Below are 203 nucleotides of genomic sequence, written 5' to 3' on the forward strand. Positions count from 1 at the left end.
CGCTCGGCCCGCAGTGGGCCACGGTGTCGGCCTCGACGTTGCCGGGCAGGCCGTCCAGCTCGTCGCCGGCCTTCCTGATCGTGATCGAGTTGCGCAGCAGCTCCCCGGCGGGCCGGGTAGTGGAGATGCCTCTGGGCCGTGCCGCGTCGCGCGTCTTTTTGAGGTACCGGTCCATCGTGGCCGCGCTCATCCGCTCCAGCTCG

At 71.4% G+C, this 203-nt stretch carries 1 pseudogene; it reads right to left on the minus strand.

Annotated features, from left to right (window positions below):
- Positions 1 to 203, minus strand: a pseudogene (locus tag DF196_RS13170) (integrase catalytic domain-containing protein); the annotation flags it as partial.

This window comes from Bifidobacterium callitrichidarum, assembly GCF_003129905.1.
Classification (GTDB): Bacteria; Actinomycetota; Actinomycetes; order Actinomycetales; family Bifidobacteriaceae; genus Bifidobacterium; species Bifidobacterium callitrichidarum.